Origin of the sequence: Corynebacterium lemuris (genome assembly GCF_024919295.1) — a bacterium.
GTDB lineage: Bacteria > Actinomycetota > Actinomycetes > Mycobacteriales > Mycobacteriaceae > Corynebacterium > Corynebacterium lemuris.
The window spans coordinates 12792-30687 of the sequence record NZ_JANWTC010000010.1; the positions used below are offsets into that span (position 1 = coordinate 12792).

The window sequence follows — 17896 nt, forward strand, 5'->3', positions numbered from 1 at the left end:
GCTACAGCAGCGCAGAAATACCGAAGACTGTGAGCGCGACCGCCACCACATAACCGGCGAGTTTGACCATGAGCTCCTGACGGGTGCGCATGTACTCGAAGGCGCGGCCGAAAAGGCTGTAGGGGTAGGCGCGGACCATCCCGACGAAGAACGCGGAGATGGCGGGCAGGCTAAGCGCCAGGCTGGCGTAGAAGAACAGTCCAATGTAGCGCACCGCCGGGCCGTAACCGCTGGTGGAGAGATAACCCAGCCCGAAGAAAAAGGGGAACGACGTGGCTGACTGGATGACGCCCAACAGGAATCCCACCCCGACGGTCTTTGCCGACGGCGTCTGTAACGGCTCCAGCAGCTTCCTGACCAGGGCCGAATCACCATTTTCGGAGTTGCGGGCCGTGAGTACCAGCGTGATCACACCGGTGACGATGAGCAGGATGCCGAAGACCGGCGATTCCAGTGCCTGCTGCACCAGGTCACCCAGCCCGTCGAAGATGAGCAGGGTGACCAGGGCGAGGAGGAGCACCCCGAGCCAGTCACCCGCGATGAGCAGGGTGACGATGCGCCGGTAGCGACCGGTGCGTGGCAGCATCACGCCCAGGGCGACGATGACACCGATGAGCAGCGCGTTGAGGGAATCCAACAGCGCGAAGGACACGGCCTGGAACAAAGATGCCGCCCTTTCCGGGGAGAGCTGACGGGTGGGGGTTCCCGACGATTCTACGCAGCCGGGACCGGGACCGGTTCCTCGGCCACGACGATACCGTCGGCGTCGGCATACAGGATGTGCCCCGGCACGAAGTCGACCCCGCCGAAGGAGAGGGTGACGTCCTTCTCCCCCGCGGCATCCTTGGCGGATTTCCGGGGGTTGGTGCCGAGCGCCTTGGTGCCGATCTCCAGGGTGCGGATGACCGCGGAATCGCGGATCGCCCCGAGGATGACCACACCGGCCCAGCCGTTCGCCACGCCGGCGCCGGCGATGAGATCCCCCATGAGTGCGGTGTGGAGGGAGCTCTCCCCGTCGACGACGAGCACGCCGCCCGGGTTGGGGATGTTCAGCGTCTGCTTGACCAGGCCATTGTCCTGGAAGCAGCGGATCGTGGTGATGGGGCCGCAGAATTCGGTGACGCCGCCGAAGTCCCGGAACTGGGTGTCGCAGGAGCGGACGTCCTCACCGATGATGTCGACAAGGTCGGCGGTGGGAATGAAGGTGGCCATACGTGGGATTGCCTTTCTGGAGGTGTGGGGGCGGTGCCTGGAAAGCACGAAAGCGGCGTGCCCGTGAATAACTCACGATGCACGCCGCTACCGGTGTCGATCTGGAAGCTGGTTCCTAGTGGAACTGGCCTTCCTCGGTGGAGCCCTTCAGCGCGGTGGTGGAGGACAGCGGGTCGACGGTGGTGGCGATGGTGTCGAAGTAGCCGGCACCGACCTCACGCTGGTGCTTGACGGCGGTGAAGCCACGCTCCTCGGCGGCCTTGAACTCGCGGTTCTGCAGGTCGACGAAGGCGGGCATACCCTCGCGGGCGTAGCCGTGGGCCAGGTCGAACATGCCGTAGTTCAGGGAGTGGAAGCCTGCCAGGGTGATGAACTGGAAGGTGAAGCCCATCGCGCCCAGCTCCTTCTGGAACTTGGCGATCTCGTCTGCATCGAGGTGTGCGGACCAGTTGAAGGACGGGGAGCAGTTGTAGGACAGCAGCTGGTCCGGGAACTCCTCGTGGACGCCGTCGGCGAACTTCTTGGCCAGTTCGAGGTCCGGGGTACCGGTCTCCATCCAGATCATGTCTGCGTACGGAGCGTAGGACTTCGCACGTGCGATGCAGGGCTCGAGGCCGTTCTTCACGTGGTAGTAGCCCTCAGCGGTGCGCTCGCCGGTGATGTACGGCTTGTCGCGCTCATCGACGTCGGAGGTGATCAGGGTGGCGGCCTCGGCGTCGGTACGGGCGATGACGACGGTCGGGGTGTTGGCGACGTCAGAGGCCAGGCGCGCAGAGGTCAGGGTGCGGATGTGCTGCTGGGTCGGGATGAGGACCTTGCCACCGAGGTGGCCGCACTTCTTCTCGGAGGCGAGCTGATCCTCCCAGTGGGTGCCGGCGGCACCGGCGTTGATCATGGCCTTCTGGAGCTCGTAGACGTTGAGAGCGCCACCGAAGCCGGCCTCACCGTCAGCGACGATCGGGACCAGCCAGTCCTCGACGGAGGTGTCACCCTCGACGCGGGAGATCTCATCGGCACGCATCAGAGCGTTGTTGATGCGACGGACGACGTTCGGCACGGAGTTGGCCGGGTACAGGGACTGGTCCGGGTAGGTGTGGCCGGAGAGGTTGGCGTCACCTGCGACCTGCCAGCCCGAGAGGTAGACAGCCTGCAGGCCGGCGCGGACCTGCTGCACCGCCTGGTTACCGGTGAGGGCACCGAGGGAGTTGATGTAGGAGCCGTCACGCTTGGAGACCTTGTCCCACAGGATCTCGGCGCCGCGGCGGGCGAGGGTGTGCTCCTCGATGACGTTGCCCTGGAGCTGCTCCACCTGCTCAGCGGTGTAGTCGCGGGTGATGCCTTCCCAGCGGGGGTTCTCGTCCCAGTCCTTCTGGATCTCAGCTGCGGTACGTGCCTGGCCGGTAGTGGTCATGGAGAGGACTCACTTTCCTGTCTTGTTCGCCGAGCCAGCCCGTGGGGCTGCCCGGCGTGGGGATGGAGGAGGGTTCCACCTGCGGGATCTGCATCCGCTCTTGGTGGCGTGACTCACACAGTGCCCTTAAAAGTGCGCGTCGTCAATGGCTGGGGCCGTCCAAATTATGTGCGGGGGTAGCGGGGGTTTTTGCTAATTTTGTTAACCCCACAACCCCCGGAGGTCGAATGCCCGGTTGACTCCCACCCCCATGGCCTGCGCAAATGAATCGAAACCAAAACTGCAGGTACAGCCCGCCAGTCCCCCAAAATCATGCGAACAAACGGGTGAGACCGATGTCATAACAGGGGTAGGGGGCGGCTAAATCCGCGAAACCATTTACCCCGTGACTGGAATCACTTAGGGTGGGGGCATCGCCTAGTATGCGAGTGTTTCCGCATTTGTTCAGATTCCCAGACCCGCCAAGGAGCATTCAGATGACTCAGACTGAGTTGAAGGACACCACCGAACGCATCGAGGTCGCCGGCCTTCAGGTTGCCAAGGTCCTGCACGACTTCCTCGCCAATGAGGTCCTCCCGGTCGTGGGCGTCGACGCCGACGAGTTCTGGAACGGTTTCGCCGGGATCGTCAAGGAGTTCACCCCGCGGAACAAGGAACTGCTCGCCCGCCGCGACGAGCTGCAGGAGAAGCTCGACGAGTACTACCGCGCCAACCCCGGCCAGCCTGACCCGGCTGAGCACGAGAACTTCCTGCGTGAGATCGGTTACCTGGTGGACGCGCCGGAGGAGGGCGAAATCCGTACCCGCGGCGTCGACGACGAGATCGCCATCATGGCCGGCCCGCAGCTGGTTGTCCCGATCCTCAACGCCCGTTTCGCCCTCAACGCCGCGAACGCACGCTGGGGTTCCCTCTACGACGCCCTCTACGGCACCAACGCCATCCCCGAGGATGACGGTGCCGAGAAGGGCAGGAGCTACAACCCGGTCCGCGGCAGGAAGGTCATCGCCTGGGGCCGGGACTTCCTGGACAAGGCTGTCCCGCTGGACGGCGCCTCCCACGCCGACGTCGACCGCTACGACATCACCGCCGGCTACCTGGTCGCCCGTGTCGGCGACCAGGAGCACCGCCTGCAGGACAAGACCGCCTACCGCGGCTTCACCGGTGACCTCGAGGATCCGTCCTCCATCCTGCTGCGCAACAACGGCCTGCACATTGAGCTGCAGGTCGACCCGTCCACCCCGGTGGGCAAGGACGACAAGTGCGGCATCAAGGACATCGTCCTCGAGTCCGCCATCACCACCATCATGGACTTCGAGGACTCCATCGCCGCGGTTGACGGTGAGGACAAGACCCTCGGCTACCGCAACTGGTTCGGCCTGAACACCGGTGAGCTGAAGGAGGAGGTCGCCAAGGGCGACCGGACCTTCACCCGCACCCTCAACCGCGACCGCAACTTCATCGGCCGCAACGGCACCGACATCCGTCTTCACGGCCGTTCCCTGCTGTTTGTCCGCAACGTCGGCCACCTCATGCAGAACCCGGCGATCCTCGTTGACGGCGAAGAGGTCTTCGAGGGCATCATGGATGCTGTGGTCACTACCGTCACCGCCATCCCCGGCCTGGACGTCCGCAACCCGCTGCGCAACTCCCGCACCGGCTCGATCTACATCGTCAAGCCGAAGCAGCACGGCCCGGACGAGGTCGCCTTCACCAACGACCTGTTCGCCCGCGTCGAGGACCTGCTCGGCCTGCCGCGCTACACCCTCAAGGTCGGTGTCATGGACGAGGAGCGCCGCACCTCCGTCAACCTGGACGCGTGCATCATGAACGTCGCGGACCGCCTGGCGTTCATCAACACCGGCTTCCTGGACCGCACCGGCGATGAGATCCACACCTCCATGCAGGCCGGCGCCATGGTCCGCAAGGCCGACATGCAGAAGGCCCCGTGGAAGCAGTCCTACGAGGATTCCAACGTCGACGCAGGCCTGGCCCGCGGTCTGTCGGGCAAGTCCCAGATCGGCAAGGGCATGTGGGCCATGACCGAGCTGATGGCAGAGATGCTGGAGGCCAAGATCGGTCAGCCGCGTGAGGGTGCGAACACCGCCTGGGTCCCCTCCCCCACCGGTGCGACCCTGCACGCCACCCACTACCACCAGGTCGATGTCTTCTCCGTCCAGGACGAGCTCAAGGCGAAGGGCCGCCGGGACACCTTCCACGGTCTGCTGACCGTCCCCGTCTCCCCCTCCACCGACTGGTCCGAGGAGGAGAAGAAGGAGGAGCTGGACAACAACTGCCAATCCATCTTGGGCTATGTCGTCCGCTGGGTCGAGCAGGGTGTCGGCTGCTCCAAGGTCCCGGACATCCACGACATCGACCTCATGGAGGACCGTGCGACCCTGCGCATCTCCTCCCAGCTGCTGTGCAACTGGCTGGTCCACGGTGTCGTCACCGAGGAGGAGGTTCTCGAATCCCTCAAGCGCATGGCAGAGGTCGTCGACCGCCAGAATGAGGGGGACCCGGCCTACCTGCCGATGGCCGTCGACTTCGACTACTCCATCGCCTTCCAGGCCGCCAAGGACCTGATCTTCAAGGGCACGGAATCCCCCTCGGGTTACACCGAGCCGATCCTGCACGCCAAGCGCCGTGAGTTCAAGGAGCGCCAGGGCATCAAGTAGGACCGGGGGCTTAAGTTATCCTGGGCCCATGGATCTGCCCGCCCCCACTTCGCTCACTGACCTGCGCACCGACGGTGCCCTCGCCCAGGCGGACATCGACGCCGCCTGGGTCCGGGAGGTGGGTCCGGGAGGGGTGGAGTTCACCGGTGACACGGCCCGCGTGGGGGCGCGGGATCTGCCGGCGACCGAGGTCGCCCGGATCACTGACGGCCGGTGGGAGTGGAGCAGGCACCACGAGCTGGACATCCCGGAACTGCATTCCCCGCAGCCGGCCTCCGATGAGCTGCTCAGCGCGACCCGCACCCTCCACGGCAACGTGCCCGTCCTGCTCGCCCCGGCGGGCGGGAGTGCGCGGGTGCTGGCGGTGGGTTTCCGGCCTGAGCCCGGTCCGATCCGTAGCGTGCTGACGCTGGGTCTGGCCGGGCTCGACCCGCTTCTCGACGTCCGCCGGGCCCTCCTCTCCTACGCCGCCACCCGCGGCCTGGGGGTGCGTTCCAGCACGGAGAGCTTTGATTTCTCCGACGGCACGAAAGTCCTCTTCGACGGTGATCTCCCGGTGGCGGTCTCCGGCGGGATGAGCCTGGCGGATGTGCGTGCCGACGCCCATTTCTTCGCCGCCGAGCACCGGCTCCTGCTCGACGGCACTCTCCCCGACCTGCGCGTCAGCCTGGACATCGCGCGGGGCCGGGCCCTGCTCAACGAGCAGATCGAAGCCGTAGCACTCATCGTCGCCGCCGTCACCGCCGACACGTGGACCTGGGCGTGGGCTGATCCGCACCTGCCACCCAGCCCGGCGGAGAACCTGCGGCGTTTCGGCGTCGACAACGGCATCATCGACTTTGTCCGGCCCCGTCTCCCTCTCGACCGGGCCCGCGGCCTGGGCCTGGGGGATGCGGTCAAGCCGGTGCTGGGCCTCTGGACACATACCTCCGTGCCCTTGAACGAGGAGACCACAGCCGTGGTGCTTCTCGACGCCCCCGCGCTGCGCCTCCCCGGCCCCGACGCCCCGACCACCCCCGCCGCCGTGCAGGCGACCCTGCAGGCCCCGCTCGCCGCCGACCTGGATCCGCAGCGGGCCCGGGCCTCCTATGCCCGGCTGCGGGGCGTGGACCTCTAGTCCGCCAGCGTCGCCACCGTGACGAGCACGATCACCGGACCGAGCAGCATGGCCAGAATCCCCCACGCCCCGGGGCGGGCGAAGTTGAGGGTGGTGTAGGAACCGTTCTCCAGGGAAACCATCGTCTCCGGGTCCTCGGGGTTGAAGTAGAAGCCCCAGCGGGTGCGCTTCTCCTTCTCCTCCGGCGGATGCGCGGCATCGACGGTGCGGCTGACCAGGCGCATCCGCCAGGCCATGACCACGGTGGCCAGGAGGATGCCACCCAGCAGACCCCAGCTGACCACTGGCCCGTGATGGCCGAGCAGACCGGCGGTCACCCCGATCGCGATGAAGGCGGCCAGGACAAACAGCCAGGCGGCGATCACGGGGCTCATCAACCGGGCAGACAGCTGCTGCCGTTCCCCCGCGTCCCGGGCGGTGGCGTTATTGAGTCCGCTGACCCCCGCCCCCACCACCAGCAGGATCAGCGGCCCCATCCCGGCCAGACCGAGCGCGGTGCCCAGTGACTTGCGTGACCAGCCGTCCGGGTGCCCGTCCAACCCGAAGTGGGTGGGCATGGGATCCAGCACGAGGTGGAAGTTGAGCACCAGGTATCCCCAGCAGCCCAGCAGCACCGCAAGGATGCCGAGGTACCAGCCCCACACCCTCACTGCAGCACGGCGCGGTAGACACCCGGGTCCGGGACGGGGCCGAACTGCGGATCACGGGTCTTGTCCACGAGCACGGCGCGCACGCCCTCCAGGAAATCGGGCTGGCGGCGGATGAGTTCACCGAGGCGTTCCTCGTTGTCCAGGCCGTGGCGCAGGTCAGCGGCGTCCCGGTTGGCGGCGTAGAGCTCGGTGGTGGCGAGAATCGCTGACGGGGAACCGCCCGCCATGAGCACGCGGACGGCGGTGACGAAGTCCTGGTCCGTGTGGGTGGCCAGGGCGGCGTCGATATCCGCCCAGGTCACATTGGAGAAAACCTCCTCGATGCTCTCCCGCCACTCGGCGAGGCGGGACTCCTCCGGCACCTCGGTCGCGTGGGTGGTCAGCGCCTCCTCGACGCCGAGGTCAACGACATCCCCGGTGAAGGCAGCCGCGTCGGAGACCATGTGGGTGGCCAGGCCGCAGTAGGCCATGTCGGCGGCGGTGAGCCGGTAACCGGTCAGGCCGATGAAGGCGCCGAGGGCGGGTGAGGAGCCCGGCCAGCGCTGGGAGGCCCAGGAGATGCCGACGTCCGTGATGTAACCGATGGCCATCTCCGGCATGGAGGCCCACGCCTGCTCCGTGACCACGCGGTGGGAGCCGTGGGCGGACACTCCCAGCCCGCCACCCATGGTGATGCCGTCGAGCACCGCGATATAGGGCTTGGGGTAGGAGGCGATGAGGTGGTTCATCGCGTACTCGTCCGAGAAGAACCGGTCGGCCCGTTTCTCGTGCCCGGCGAGGATCTCCTCGCGGACGTGGCGGACGTCGCCACCGGCGCAGAAGGCCTTCGGGGAGGTGGAGGTGATGAGTACCTGGGTGACGGAGTCGTCGTCACGCCATTCCTCCAGCGCGCGGGTGATGATCTCCACCATCTCCGGGTTGAGGCTGTTGAGCGCCCTGGGACGGTTGAGCTCCAGAACGCCGGTATGGTGGCGGACGGAGACGAGCACGGGCGATTCAGTCTGTGTGGTCATGCCCACAGCCTACCGACGGGAAGGTCATATTTTATGGAGTTCCGCCTCATCGCCCTCGACATGGACGGCACGCTTCTTGACGCCGAGGGCCGCATCCCCGACACCTTCTGGGAGGTCCTCACCGAGGCCCGCTCCCGCGGCATCGCCGTGGCACCCGCCTCCGGCCGCCAGCTGGCCACGCTGCGTTCGATGTTCCCCGGCGAACACGACCCGGGAACCTTCATCGCCGAGAACGGCACCTGCGTGTTCCATGAGGGCGGCATCGTGTCCACCACCCTGCTGGAGTCCGCCATCGTCCGCTCCGTCATCACCGCCTGCGGCGAGGAGGAACTCGACCTGGTGGTGTGCACCCCCGACGTGGCCTACCACCTGCCCACCGTCAGCGAGACGACCCGGACCGAGCTGGAGAAGTACTACGTGTCCCGGGAGCAGGTGCCGGATCTGCTGGATGTCGCCGACGCGGACGTGATCAAGCTGGCGATCTTCACCAGCCACGACGCCGAGGAATACGCTTACCCGCCGCTGCGCCGGGCCGCCCCCGACGCCAACGTCGTGGTCTCCGGCGCACACTGGGTCGACATCATGTCTGCCGAGGCTGGCAAGGGCCGGGCGCTGACCGCGCTGGCGGCGGAACTGGGCGTCGAGAAGCACGAGATCCTCGCCTTCGGCGACTACCTCAACGATCTGGAGCTGCTGCGGGCCGCCGGCACGGCCTACGCGATGGAGAACGCCCACCCGGAGATCCGGGCCATCGCACACCACATCGCCCCACCCAACACGGAGGCCGGCGTGGTCACCGTGCTGCGGGGGATGCTCGGGATGTGAGCTAGCGCTTCTTCTTCCGGTCCTTCTTCTCCACGAGCCGGGACGCCACGTCGGGGACATAGTGGAACTCGGCACGCGGCGGGCGCTCATAGCCGTTGTCCGAGACCGGGCGCTGCGGGATCTCCGGCAGCGGCCGGTCGATCCTCTCGTAGGGGATCGTCGACAGCAGATGGCTGATGACGTTGATGCGCGAGCGTTTCTTGTCCTCGCTCTCCACCGTGTACCAGGGGGCGGAGGGGATGTCGGTGTGGATGAACATCTCGTCCTTCGCCCGCGAGTAGTCCTCCCAGCGGGTGATCGACTGCAGATCCATCGGTGAGAGCTTCCAACGGCGCAGCGGGTCCTCCAGGCGCGACTGGAAACGCGCCACCTGCTCCTCGTCGGAGACCGAGAACCAGTACTTGCGCAGCAGGATGCCGTCCTCCACCAGGAGCCGTTCGAAGATGGGGGCCTGGTGCAGGAACCGGCGGTACTCCTGCGAGGTGCAGAAGCCCATCACCCGTTCCACGCCGGCCCGGTTGTACCAGGAACGGTCGAAGATGACGATCTCACCGGCGGTGGGCAGCTTCTCCACGTAGCGCTGGAAATACCACTGCCCCTGCTCCCGGGAGTTCGGGGCGGGCAGGGCCTCGATGCGTGCGCTGCGCGGATTGAGGTACTGGGTGATCCGCTTGATCGCGGAGCCCTTGCCGGCGGCGTCACGGCCCTCCATGATGATGACGACACGGGCACCTGTCTCCACCACCCACTGCTGCATGTCTACCAGTTCGGCCTGCAGACGTTTGAGTTCCTTCTCGTAGGCCTTCTTGTTCAGCTTCCCTGGTGGCTTGCGGCGGTCAGTGCTGTCGGTGTCCTTGTTGCCCATGCTTCCGAGAGTACCGTCAGCCGACCTGGAATTCGGCCATGCGGTCCCAGTCGGTCTTGCCCTCGATGAGGGTGTTGATGATCTGCGGGGTCTCGCTCAGGATCTCCGGGAACATCTCCCCGGCCTTCCTGAAGTGCTCCGACTTCACGTGCGCCTCGGCGCCGTCATCGTGGAAGGCCTCGATGAGGATGTACTCGGCCGGGTCATCGGTGTTGCGGGACCAGTCGAAGAAGATGCAGCCGGGCTCCGCGCGGGTGGCGGCGGTGAACTCCTCGACCAGCTCGCGGAAATTCTCGACATACTCGGGAAGCGGGCGGAATCGGACATTGATCAGGATCATGCGGACCATGATAGGTGTCCGGCGTGAGAAACGCTCTGTCGTGGTGTTGGATGGGCGGGAAAGACAGTCACTTCCTCAAGGAGATTCCGGTGGCCACCTTCCTGCGCCTGTTCCTGAAGCCCTACAACATGGTCGGCCCGAAGGGAATCGACTACAAGGCCTTCCACATCGACCCCGGTATGACCACCGAGAAGGTGGAGCAGATGATCGCCGACGCCGCGTGGGACGAGGAGATCGTCCTGCGCGTGGTGCTGCGGGACCTGCCCTTCCCCGTGCCCTTCGGTTTCCGGAAGTGTGACTGGTCCGGCTGGATGGTGCATCCGCTTCCCGACCCCGAGCTCAGCGGCGGCATCTCCGGCTAGACTGTGACCATGGCCACGTATGAGCCCCTGGACTTCGATGTCAGCCACTGGTTCAACTCCGGGCCGCTGAGCCCGGAGGACCTGCGGGGGAAGGTCGTGCTCATCGAGTTCTTCCAGATGCTGTGCCCGGGCTGCGTCAACCACGCCATCCCCCAGGCCCAGCGCGTGCACCGGATGGTCAAGGGCGACCAGGTCGCGGTGATCGGCATCCACAGCGTCTTCGAGCACCATGAGGTCATGACCCCCGACGCGCTCGAAGTCTTCCTCTCCGAGTTCGGGGTGAGCTTCCCGGTGGCCGTCGACAGGCCCGGCGACGGGGTCCTGCCGACGACAATGCGGCGTTGGCGGCTGGAGGGCACCCCCACCACCATGCTCGTGGACCGGCAGGGCCGGGTGCGCCAGACCTGGCTCGGCCAGCTCGATGACCTGGCGCTCGGCATCTGGCTGGGCACACTCCTGGCGGAGGACTAGCCCTCCAGCTGCTCCCCCACCTCGAGCCACTCCATCTCGAGTTCCTCGTGTTCGGTGCGGGCCTCGTTGAGCGCGGCGTTGGCGTCGGCGATCTTGCCGTAGTCGGGGTCATCCGAGGCGGAGAGCACGGCCATCTCCTGCTCGAAGGTGGCGATGCGGTCGTCGATACGCGACATCTTGCGTTCCAGGGCGTTGAGCTGTTTCTTCAGCTCACGCTCCTCCTGGGAGCTCAGGCCGGACTGCTTCTCGACGGCCGGGCGGTCCTTCTCCCCCAGGTCGAGCGGGGCCGAGCCCTCCGCCTCCGCCATCTGGCCGCGGATCTCGAGGTACTGCTCGATACCGCGCGGCAGGTTGGTGAGATTCCCGTCGCCGAACAGTGCCCAGGTGGTGTCTGTGACGCGTTCGATGAGGTAACGGTCGTGGGAGATGACCACGAGGGTGCCCGGCCAGGAATCGAGGAGGGACTCCAGTTCCTGGAGGGTGTCGATGTCGAGGTCGTTGGTGGGCTCGTCGAGGAGCAGGACGTTCGGCTCCGCCATGAGCACGCGCGTCAGCTGCAGGCGGCGGCGTTCACCGCCGGAGAGGTCCCCCACCGGGGTGCGCTGGCGCTTCGGGGAGAAACCCAGGCGCTCGGCGAGCTGGGAGGCGGACATCTCCTTCTTGCCCAGCTGCACGTAGGTGGCGACGTCCTCGACGGCGTCGAGAAGCGTGCGCCCGGGGTCGAGGTCATCGAGTTCCTGGCGCAACCAACCGAGGCGGACCGTCTGCCCCTCGATGCGCCTGCCGGCGGCCAGCGGATGTTCACCGGCGAGGGTACGCAGGAGCGTGGTCTTGCCGGAGCCGTTGACACCGACGAGGCCGATGCGCTCGCCGGGGGCCAGACGCCAGGTGAGGTGGTCGACGAGCATCCGCCCGTCCAGGGTCTCGACGCGGGCGTTCTCAAGCTCGATGACCACCTTGCCCTGCCGCTGCCGGGAGAAGGCCATGAGTTCGACGGAATCACGCGGTGCGGGCACGTCGGCGATGAGCGTTTCGGCGGCCTCGACGCGGTAACGGGGCTTCGAGGTGCGTGCGGGTGCGCCACGCCGCAGCCAGGCGAGTTCCTTGCGGGCGAGGTTCTGGCGCCGCTGCTCGATGGCGTCAGCCTGCCGGGCACGCTCCGCCCGGGCGAAGACCCAGTCGTTGTAGCCGCCCTCGTAGATGTCGACGCGGCCGTCATGCACCTCCCACGTCATGGTGGCGATGGTGTCCAGGAACCAGCGGTCGTGGGTGACCACGACGATCGCCATGCGCCGGGAGATCAGGTGCTCCGCCAACCACTGCACACCCTCGACGTCGAGGTGGTTGGTCGGCTCGTCGAGAACCACCAGGTCAAGGTCGCGGACCAGGGCCACAGCGAGGTTGACGCGTCGGCGTTCGCCACCGGAGAGACCGCCGACCTTCGTGTCCAGACCCAGCTCCGCGACGCCGAGACCACCGAGGACCTCACGCACGAGCGCGTTGGAGGCCCACTCGAAGGTCTGCAGCCCCAGTGGGGCGAGGACGACGTCGGCGACGGTGTCCTCATCGTCGAGGTCCGCGCGCTGGGTGACCACCGCCATGCGCAGGTTGGAGGTGTGGGAGACCCGGCCGGAGTCGGGCTCCTCGATGCCGGTGAGGACCTCCAGGAGGGTGGTCTTGCCGCCGCCGTTGAGCCCGACGACGCCGATGCGGTCGCCGGTCTGCACGCCGAGGCTCACGCCGTCGAGGAGTGTCTTGAGTCCCCAGGTCTTGGAGACATTCTCGAGATTAATCAGATTCGCCATATCAACTGCATATTCTATGCTGCTGCGGCACCCCGGTGTGAAATATTTCAGGAACTCCCCGCTGAGCTGCCTTTTTCCGAAGAAAAATCCTGTGTCGGGGGTGCATGTTACGGTGCGGATGATCGAACATAAATTCGACCTACAGAGAGTCCCCCGATGACTGCACCCACCGCCATCACCACTCTGATCGAACAGTCCGACGCCGAACTGACCACCACGATCACTGATGCCCACCGCCAGCTCACCCGCCACAAGGCCCGCTTCATCATCGCCCTCACGGAATTCAACGACCGTGAGCTCGCCGACGCCCACGGCGCACCCAACACCGCCGCCTGGCTGCAGCGGACCCACAGCATCGCCCGCCGCACCGCCTACGAATACCTCCGGACCGGACGTGGACTGCGGAAATTCCCCCGGCTCGCCCAGGAATTCCTCGCCGCCACCTTCTCCTATTCCGTCGTCCGCCTGCTGCTGCGCCACATGACGCCGGACAACGAGGAGGAACTCATCGGACTGGCACGCGCCCACCCCATCACGGAGCTGGCCCAGCTCCTCGCCGGACGAGACCAGCCCGATTCCCGGCCGACCGCCAACCGGATCTCCGTGGTCACCGACCCGGAAACCGGGGAGGTGCGCATCTGGGGTCGGCTTGACCCGGAGCGCGGTGCCGAATTCCTGGCCGCCCTGAAGATCTCCGAACTTGCCCACCTCATCGACATCGACGAGGTGGCGGAGGATGAGCTGGCGGATCCGGCGGCCGTCGAGAAGCTCGTGGAACAGGCGCGCACCCCGGAGGAGGAGAAACCGCGGAAGACCCGGTTCGGGGCACCGCTGTCCACCACGCTGTTCACCGCGTTCATGGGGCTGGTGCATATGGTGCGCAGCCATCCGCTCAGCCGCGTGCGCGCGCCCGGCGCGGAGGTCAATGTGCTGTACACGCAGGACCACCGCGCCTTCCTCCCCGGCCACCACGGCGGGCAGACGGGTGAGCTGATGCGCAGCGTCCTCAACGGTTCGGTGCGCTGGCACCTGCTGTCCCGGGAGGGGCTGGCACTCAAGGTCAGCCGTTCCACGCGGCTGGCATCCAGGGCACAGGAGAAGGCCCTGCTGACCGCCTGGGGCCACCAGTGCGCGGCACCGGGCTGCGACCACACCCGTTTCCTGGAGTTCCACCACATCGTCCCCTGGGCTGAGGGCGGGGTAACGGAGCTGGCCAACCTGCTGCCGCTGTGCTCAGGCTGCCACGGGCTGATCGCGGCAGGCACCATGACCGTGCACATCGACGCAGACCCGGACCTGATCCGTTTCCGATTCCCCGACGGTGAGTGCTTCACCTCCGAGCGGCGGCGACCGGCGGTCACCGATGAGGCGATGGGCCGGTGGGGCGACCGCTACTTCGACGGTCCGGTCCCTGACGGCGATGAGCATCTGCTCCAGGTCTGGGACCATCCGGACAGCTTCGATGAACCGCGGGAGGGGAAGGTGTAGGAGTGCGCCATGGCGCACTCACCCGGCGCACTCAGTCGATGACGTAGGCACCCTTGCCGGGGCCCTGGGCGGTGGAGCCGGAGTAGGCGCTGCCGTCGGCGATCATGTCGTCGATGATGTCCTGGGCCTGCAGCTGCGAGTCACACAGGAAGGCGACAGTGGGACCCGAGCCGGAGACCATGGCCGCCAGCGCACCGGCCTGCATGCCCTTATCCAGTGTGCGGGCGACGTCGCGGCGCAGCATGGTGGCGGCGATCTGCAGGTCATTGGTCAGGGTGTCGGCAAGTTTCTCCGGATCACCGGTCATCAATGCGCGGGCCAGGTCCTCCGTGTGCAGGGAGGGGCCGAAGGAGAATCCCTCACCACGCAGCCTGTCGAGCTCCTGGAACACCGTCTGGGTGGACAGCCCCTCCCGGAAGAAGATCAGCGCCCAGTGGTAGGTGCCGCGGGAAAGCATCGGCGTCAGCTGCTCACCGCGTCCGGTGCCGAGCATGGTGCCGCCCCGCAGGGTGAAGGGCACGTCGGAGCCCAGTTCTGCGGCCAGCTCCAGCAGGGTGGCCATGGGCAGGGCGGGGTATGTCTCGCTGAGCAGGGCGTGGGTGGCCACGAGGGCGGCTGCCGCATCCGCGGAGCCGCCGGCCATGCCGCCTGCGGTGGGGATGCCCTTGTGGATGTTGAGGTAGACCCGCGGGGCCTCCTCCAGGCCGAACTGGACGCGGTAGTGGTCGACGAGCTTGTCGACGGCCCGCCACGCCAGGTTCCCCGCATCCCGCGGCACCGAGGCCGCATCCAGGCCGTTGACGGTGAGCGCCCCGACGATGCTGCCCGAGGTCACCGTCTCCTCCGCGGAGATGTCGAGCGTCACCGTGTCCGCCAGGCTGAGGGACTGGAAGACGGTGACCAGGTCGTGGTAACCGTCCTCGCGCAGATCTCCCACCCCGAGATGGAGGTTGATCTTGGCGTGGGCCCGGGCGCTGATCTGCCTCATGGGGTGAGCCCCGCCAACCGGACGAAATCGTGGACGGTGAGCTTCTCGCCGCGCAGCTGCGGATCGATGTCCGCTGCCCGCAGGGCCTCCTCGGCGGCGGCGGCGGAGCCGTAGTGGCCGGCGAGCGCGGCGCGGAGGGTCTTGCGGCGCTGCGCGAAGGCGGCGTCGACAACCGGCCAGACCACGGCCCGGGATTCCTCATTGACCGGCCAGGGCTCGGTCCCGGGGGTGAACAGGTCGATGCGGACCAGGCCGGACTCGATGTTCGGGGCCGGCCAGAACACATGGCGGCCGATGGCACCGGCGCGGCGGACATCACCGTAGAAGGCCGCCTTGACGCTGGGCACGCCGTAGATCTTCGAGCCGGATTCCGCGGCGAGGCGGTCGGCGACCTCGGCCTGCACCATCACCAGCACCCGGCGGATGCTCGGGAAGGTGGCCAGAAAGTGCAGCAGCACCGGCACGGAGACGTTGTAGGGCAGGTTGGCCACCAGGGCGGTGGGCTCCCCCAGGTCCTCCGGGACCACGCGCAGGGCATCCTTCTGCACGACCGTCAGCCGGTCGGCGTACTGCGGGGCGCGGCTGGCGACGGTGGCGGGTAGTTCGGCGGCCAGACGCCGGTCGATTTCCACGGCCGTGACCTTCGCCACGGTGTCCAACAGCCCGAGGGTGAGGGAACCGAGACCGGGCCCCACCTCCACAACGTGGTCGGCGGGGTCGAGGTCCGCGGCCGCGATGATCCGACGCACCGTGTTCGGATCATGCAGGAAGTTCTGGCCGAGCTTCTTGGTCGGGGTGACGTCGAGCTTCTCCGCCAAGGCGCGGATCTCCACGGGGCCGAGCAGATCGGCGGGCTGGTTACTGGAGGTCATGGAACCAATCTAGACCACCCGCGATGGTTGCCGGCTACCGCGCACCGGCGGCGAACTGCTCCAGGATCTTCTCGTTGAAGGCCGGCAGGTCCTTCGGGGTGCGGGAGGAGACCAGGCCGTTGTCGACGTGGACCTCCTCATCCACCCACGTGGCACCGGCATTGCGCAGGTCGGTCCTCAGCGAGGGGTAGGAGGTGAGGGTGCGGCCGGAGAGCACGTCGGCGTCGGTGAGGATCCAACCGCCGTGGCAGATCACTCCGACAGGCTTGCTGGCCTCGACGTGCTTCTTCACGAAGTCGACAGCGGCCTCATCCATGCGGATCTTGTCCGCGTTGCCGGTGCCGCCCGGCAGGATGAGGGCGTCGAATTCCGCCGGGTCGGCGTCGGCGGTGGTGGCGTCGACGGTGACCTGCGTGCCGTTCTTGCCCTCGATGGTGCCGGCCTCAGTGGACAGGATGGTCACGGTGGCACCGTGCTCACGGACGGCCTCGACCGGGCTGGTCAGCTCGGAGTCCTCGAAGTTGTCGGTGGCGATGACCGCGACGCGGATGTTGTTCAGGTGGGACATGGGGATTACCTCTCGCATGCGTTGGGCTGAATATCCTTCCGCCACCCGAGGGTAACCAGATTCCGCGGTTAGCGCAGACCCATCTTCGCGGTGCAGGCGGGCCACGCACCCCAACCCTGGCCGGCGCGGGTCTTCTCCGCGATGGCGATCTGCTGCTCGCGGGTCGCCAGGTTGGCGGTGGCCGCGTACTGGGTGCCACCGTAGGCGGCCCAGGTGGAGGGCGAGAACTGCAGGCCGCCCTGGTAGCCGTTGCCGGTGTTGATGGACCAGTCACCGCCGGACTCGCACTGGGCGAGGGTGTCCCACACCGAACCGCCGGCCACGGAGGGGGCGGTCTTGGTGCCGCGGGAGATCTTCGCCGGGGTGGCGGGGGCGAGTTCGACCTCGTTGATCTGCTCCCGTTCCGACTCCACGCCGTTGACGGTGGTGATGCGGGTGGTGACCTCGCGGCTGCCCGGGGCGCCCTCGACGAGGACCTTCTCGGCGCCCTCTGCGGACTCCGGGTCGTCGACGTACTCCGGCTCAGCGTCGAAGGACTCCGTGACGGTCTCCTCCGCGACGGTCACACGCTCGATCTCGACCCTGGAGTTCTTGGCCAGCGGGGAATCCAGACCCGGGGTGACGCGGTCGTGCTCCCCGAGTTCGATACCGCGGTCATTGAGGAGTTCACCGACGGTGGAGGCGGCGATCTCGGTGTAGACGACCTTCCCGCCGTCGTTGAGGGCGACGATCTTGGGGGTGGTGATGTCCACGCGCATGCCGTCGGTGAGGCGGGTGTCGCCGTCCTCGGCGGTGCGGGCGGCCGGGGTGAGGCCGTCGAGCTGGCCGACGAGGTCCTCGACGGTCAGCGCGGTGGAGGTGATGTCGGTGGCCTCACCGTCGATGACCACGGCGACGGGCTTGGCGGTGCGGACGGTGATCTCCGCTCCCTCGGCCAGGGACTCACTCGGTGCCGGGTAGACCAGGTCATGCTCACCGAGGGTGACGCCGGCGGCCTCGAGGGCGCCGGCGACATCGCGGGACAGGGTGGTCAGCTCGGTGGCCTCACCGTTGATGTCGAGGGTGACGTCCTTCTGTGCACCGACGACGGAGACACCGCCGACGAGCAGGGCACCCATGACTCCGCCGGTGGCGAGCCGCTTGACGGTGGAGGTACCGGAGTTGATCCGCGTGATTCGTGAAGTGTTCTTGATTCCCATGGGGTTACGTTCTCGATCTCGGTCGGGGAAGGCGT

Annotated in this window: 18 protein-coding genes; 6 read left to right on the forward strand and 12 right to left on the reverse strand. The window is 67.1% G+C overall.

All coding sequences use genetic code 11. The features are described 5' to 3' along the window. Position 1: 1 nt before the first annotated feature. The 3 genes from NYP18_RS12050 to aceA form a co-directional block, all read right to left on the reverse strand. Positions 2 to 664: a GAP family protein gene (locus NYP18_RS12050; protein WP_259428452.1), complete on the reverse strand. Its 663-nt coding sequence runs from the start codon at positions 662 to 664 to the stop codon at positions 2 to 4. A 50-nt stretch (positions 665 to 714) separates the two neighbouring features. Continuing rightward, positions 715 to 1212 (reverse strand): ribonuclease E activity regulator RraA, encoded by a 498-nt coding sequence (gene rraA / locus NYP18_RS12055; RefSeq protein ID WP_259428453.1) that lies wholly within the window; start codon positions 1210 to 1212, stop codon positions 715 to 717. 115 nt (positions 1213 to 1327) lie between these two features. Then, positions 1328 to 2623: an isocitrate lyase gene (aceA, locus tag NYP18_RS12060; RefSeq protein ID WP_259428454.1), complete on the reverse strand. Its 1296-nt coding sequence runs from the start codon at positions 2621 to 2623 to the stop codon at positions 1328 to 1330. Positions 2624 to 3099: 476 nt separating this feature from the next. Between aceA and glcB the strand changes: the two genes are divergently transcribed. Together glcB and NYP18_RS12070 are read left to right on the forward strand one after the other, a co-directional pair. Then, positions 3100 to 5298: a malate synthase G gene (gene glcB / locus NYP18_RS12065; protein WP_259428456.1), complete on the forward strand. Its 2199-nt coding sequence runs from the start codon at positions 3100 to 3102 to the stop codon at positions 5296 to 5298. A gap of 28 nt (positions 5299 to 5326) precedes the next feature. Continuing rightward, positions 5327 to 6415 (forward strand): DUF6882 domain-containing protein, encoded by a 1089-nt coding sequence (locus tag NYP18_RS12070; protein WP_259428457.1) that lies wholly within the window; start codon positions 5327 to 5329, stop codon positions 6413 to 6415. On the opposite strand, the gene NYP18_RS12075 is transcribed toward NYP18_RS12070, so the two are convergent. Both NYP18_RS12075 and NYP18_RS12080 read right to left on the reverse strand, forming a co-directional pair. Next, the gene (locus tag NYP18_RS12075; protein WP_259428458.1) at positions 6412 to 7065 is read right to left on the reverse strand and encodes a DUF1648 domain-containing protein; all 654 of its coding nucleotides are present in this window, start codon (positions 7063 to 7065) and stop codon (positions 6412 to 6414) included. The genes NYP18_RS12070 and NYP18_RS12075 overlap by 4 nt on opposite strands. Further along, the gene (locus NYP18_RS12080; protein WP_259428459.1) at positions 7062 to 8078 is read right to left on the reverse strand and encodes a 3-hydroxyisobutyryl-CoA hydrolase; all 1017 of its coding nucleotides are present in this window, start codon (positions 8076 to 8078) and stop codon (positions 7062 to 7064) included. Before NYP18_RS12080 ends, NYP18_RS12075 begins: the two co-directional genes overlap by 4 nt. Before the next feature lie 33 nt (positions 8079 to 8111). Here NYP18_RS12080 and NYP18_RS12085 point away from each other — a divergent pair, with 33 nt between their 5' ends. Beyond that, a complete protein-coding gene (locus NYP18_RS12085; protein ID WP_259428460.1) occupies positions 8112 to 8903 on the forward strand; it encodes an HAD family hydrolase in 792 nt (263 codons plus the stop codon). Between the two features lies 1 nt (position 8904). Here the strand turns inward: NYP18_RS12085 and ppk2 are convergent, their stop codons facing one another. Both ppk2 and NYP18_RS12095 read right to left on the reverse strand, forming a co-directional pair. Beyond that, positions 8905 to 9768 (reverse strand): polyphosphate kinase 2, encoded by an 864-nt coding sequence (ppk2, locus tag NYP18_RS12090; protein WP_259428461.1) that lies wholly within the window; start codon positions 9766 to 9768, stop codon positions 8905 to 8907. Between the two features lie 16 nt (positions 9769 to 9784). After that, a complete protein-coding gene (locus NYP18_RS12095) occupies positions 9785 to 10108 on the reverse strand; it encodes a putative quinol monooxygenase (protein WP_259428462.1) in 324 nt (107 codons plus the stop codon). Between the two features lie 23 nt (positions 10109 to 10131). Here NYP18_RS12095 and NYP18_RS12100 point away from each other — a divergent pair, with 23 nt between their 5' ends. Both NYP18_RS12100 and NYP18_RS12105 read left to right on the forward strand, forming a co-directional pair. Beyond that, the gene (locus NYP18_RS12100) at positions 10132 to 10470 is read left to right on the forward strand and encodes a hypothetical protein (protein WP_259428463.1); all 339 of its coding nucleotides are present in this window, start codon (positions 10132 to 10134) and stop codon (positions 10468 to 10470) included. Positions 10471 to 10479: 9 nt separating this feature from the next. Continuing rightward, entirely contained in the window at positions 10480 to 10941 is a 462-nt protein-coding gene (locus tag NYP18_RS12105) for a TlpA disulfide reductase family protein (RefSeq protein ID WP_259428465.1), read from the forward strand. On the opposite strand, the gene NYP18_RS12110 is transcribed toward NYP18_RS12105, so the two are convergent. Beyond that, positions 10938 to 12746: an ABC-F family ATP-binding cassette domain-containing protein gene (locus NYP18_RS12110; RefSeq protein ID WP_259428466.1), complete on the reverse strand. Its 1809-nt coding sequence runs from the start codon at positions 12744 to 12746 to the stop codon at positions 10938 to 10940. The two genes, NYP18_RS12105 and NYP18_RS12110, sit on opposite strands and share 4 nt — an antisense overlap. 156 nt (positions 12747 to 12902) lie before the next feature. On the opposite strand from NYP18_RS12110, the gene NYP18_RS12115 reads away from it, so the two are divergent. After that, positions 12903 to 14234, forward strand: coding sequence for an HNH endonuclease signature motif containing protein (locus NYP18_RS12115; RefSeq protein ID WP_259428467.1), 1332 nt, complete (start codon positions 12903 to 12905; stop codon positions 14232 to 14234). Positions 14235 to 14265: 31 nt separating this feature from the next. Here NYP18_RS12115 and NYP18_RS12120 read toward each other — a convergent pair whose 3' ends face one another. The 4 genes from NYP18_RS12120 to NYP18_RS12135 form a co-directional block, all read right to left on the reverse strand. Continuing rightward, complete coding sequence (locus tag NYP18_RS12120) at positions 14266 to 15222, reverse strand: 4-(cytidine 5'-diphospho)-2-C-methyl-D-erythritol kinase (protein WP_259428468.1); 957 nt, start codon at positions 15220 to 15222, stop codon at positions 14266 to 14268. Beyond that, a complete protein-coding gene (rsmA, locus tag NYP18_RS12125; RefSeq protein ID WP_259428469.1) occupies positions 15219 to 16094 on the reverse strand; it encodes a 16S rRNA (adenine(1518)-N(6)/adenine(1519)-N(6))-dimethyltransferase RsmA in 876 nt (291 codons plus the stop codon). Before rsmA ends, NYP18_RS12120 begins: the two co-directional genes overlap by 4 nt. 34 nt (positions 16095 to 16128) lie before the next feature. Then, complete coding sequence (locus NYP18_RS12130) at positions 16129 to 16662, reverse strand: type 1 glutamine amidotransferase domain-containing protein (RefSeq protein WP_259428470.1); 534 nt, start codon at positions 16660 to 16662, stop codon at positions 16129 to 16131. A 68-nt stretch (positions 16663 to 16730) separates the two neighbouring features. Beyond that, the gene (locus tag NYP18_RS12135) at positions 16731 to 17861 is read right to left on the reverse strand and encodes a resuscitation-promoting factor (protein ID WP_259428471.1); all 1131 of its coding nucleotides are present in this window, start codon (positions 17859 to 17861) and stop codon (positions 16731 to 16733) included. Between the last annotated feature and the right edge of the window lie 35 nt (positions 17862 to 17896).